The following is a 1,353-nucleotide window of genomic DNA, read 5'->3' on the forward strand; positions in this document are numbered from 1 at the left end:
ATCCCAGACAGCGCAAGCCGGACATCTCCTTTGCCAGGGCCAATCTCGGTTGGGAGCCGAAAATCAGCTTGAGCCAGGGGCTCGCGCGTACCGTCGAGTATTTTGACACCCTGCTCTACGGAAGTCACATGGCCAAAGGAGCCGCGGCTTCATGACCCGTGCGGCAATCCTGGTGACGGGTGGGGCCGGCTTCATCGGCAGCCACACCTGCAAGCTGCTGGCCGCGGCCGGTTATATGCCGGTGGTTTTCGACAATCTGAGCCGCGGCAACACGAAGTCCGTTGCCTGGGGTCCGCTTGTCGTTGGCGATATCCGGGATCGGGATGCACTGCGGGGGGCGATGGAAACGTACCGGCCGACGGCAGTGATCCACTTTGCGGCGCTGGCCTATGTCGGCGAGTCCGTTCGCGAACCGGCCGAATACTATTCGACCAATGTAACAGGCACCATCGCGGTGCTCGATGCGGCGCGCGCTTGTTCCATCGAGAACATCATCTTCTCCAGCAGCTGCGCAACCTACGGCGTGCCGGAAGCGTTGCCCGTTCGCGAAACCTCCTCGCAGAATCCGATCAGCCCTTACGGGCGCACCAAGCTGATGGGCGAACAGATCATCGGCGACTATGCATCCGCATACGGAATGAAATTCGCGATCCTGCGCTATTTCAACGCTTGTGGCGCCGATCCCGACGGCGAGCTCGGTGAGTGGCATTCGCCGGAAACGCATCTGGTCCCCAGGGTGCTCATGGCCGCATCAGGCATCATAGACGAGATCGAGGTTTTCGGCACGGACTACGACACGTCGGACGGCACCTGCGTAAGGGATTATATCCATGTCAGCGATCTGGCCCGCGCCCATCTGAAAGCCCTCATGCATCTCGAGCGCGGCGGACAAAGCCTGGCTGTCAACCTCGGTACCGGGCGGGGGGTGTCCATCAAGGAGATTGTCCAGGCGGTCAGCCGAATGACGTCAAGATCGGTTCCGGCCGTCTTCAGGAGCCGGCGCCCGGGAGATCCAGCAGAGCTCTACGCCGATCCCGGAAGCGCACGCGAACAACTTGGCTTCGTGCCGGAGCTTTCCGACATCGACACGATCGTCAGGACGGCTGCCCCGTTTTTTGGGCTGAAGACGAAACCAATGAAACTGCCGCCAACCGAGGCGGCAGCATCCATCGCCGCTCGACAGATCAGAGAGAACGGGGCCGGCAGCTCGCGCGCTGGCCAAACCCGCTAGGGCTGCAGATATAAGGCGAGCCGCCCGAGAACGTGCCGCCATCGCCAGGATTGAACGAGATTTTCACCGGCGCCGGCGTGCTGGCTCTGATCCGTTGCGGTGGTGCAAAGGCGTAGGCACTT

The 1,353-nt window shown here is 61.9% G+C and carries 1 protein-coding gene and 1 pseudogene; both read left to right on the forward strand.

Features of this window, described 5'->3' with window-relative positions; translation table 11 throughout:
• Positions 1–155 (forward strand): annotated as a pseudogene (locus EN935_RS42510) (SDR family NAD-dependent epimerase/dehydratase); the annotation flags it as partial.
• Complete coding sequence (gene galE, locus EN935_RS36120; RefSeq protein WP_127263560.1) at positions 152–1,231, forward strand: UDP-glucose 4-epimerase GalE; 1,080 nt, start codon at positions 152–154, stop codon at positions 1,229–1,231. The pseudogene EN935_RS42510 and the gene galE, both read left to right, overlap by 4 nt.
• Positions 1,232–1,353: the final 122 nt, after the last annotated feature.

Origin of the sequence: Mesorhizobium sp. M7D.F.Ca.US.004.03.1.1, assembly GCF_003998635.1 — a bacterium.
Classification (GTDB): Bacteria; Pseudomonadota; Alphaproteobacteria; order Rhizobiales; family Rhizobiaceae; genus Mesorhizobium; species Mesorhizobium loti.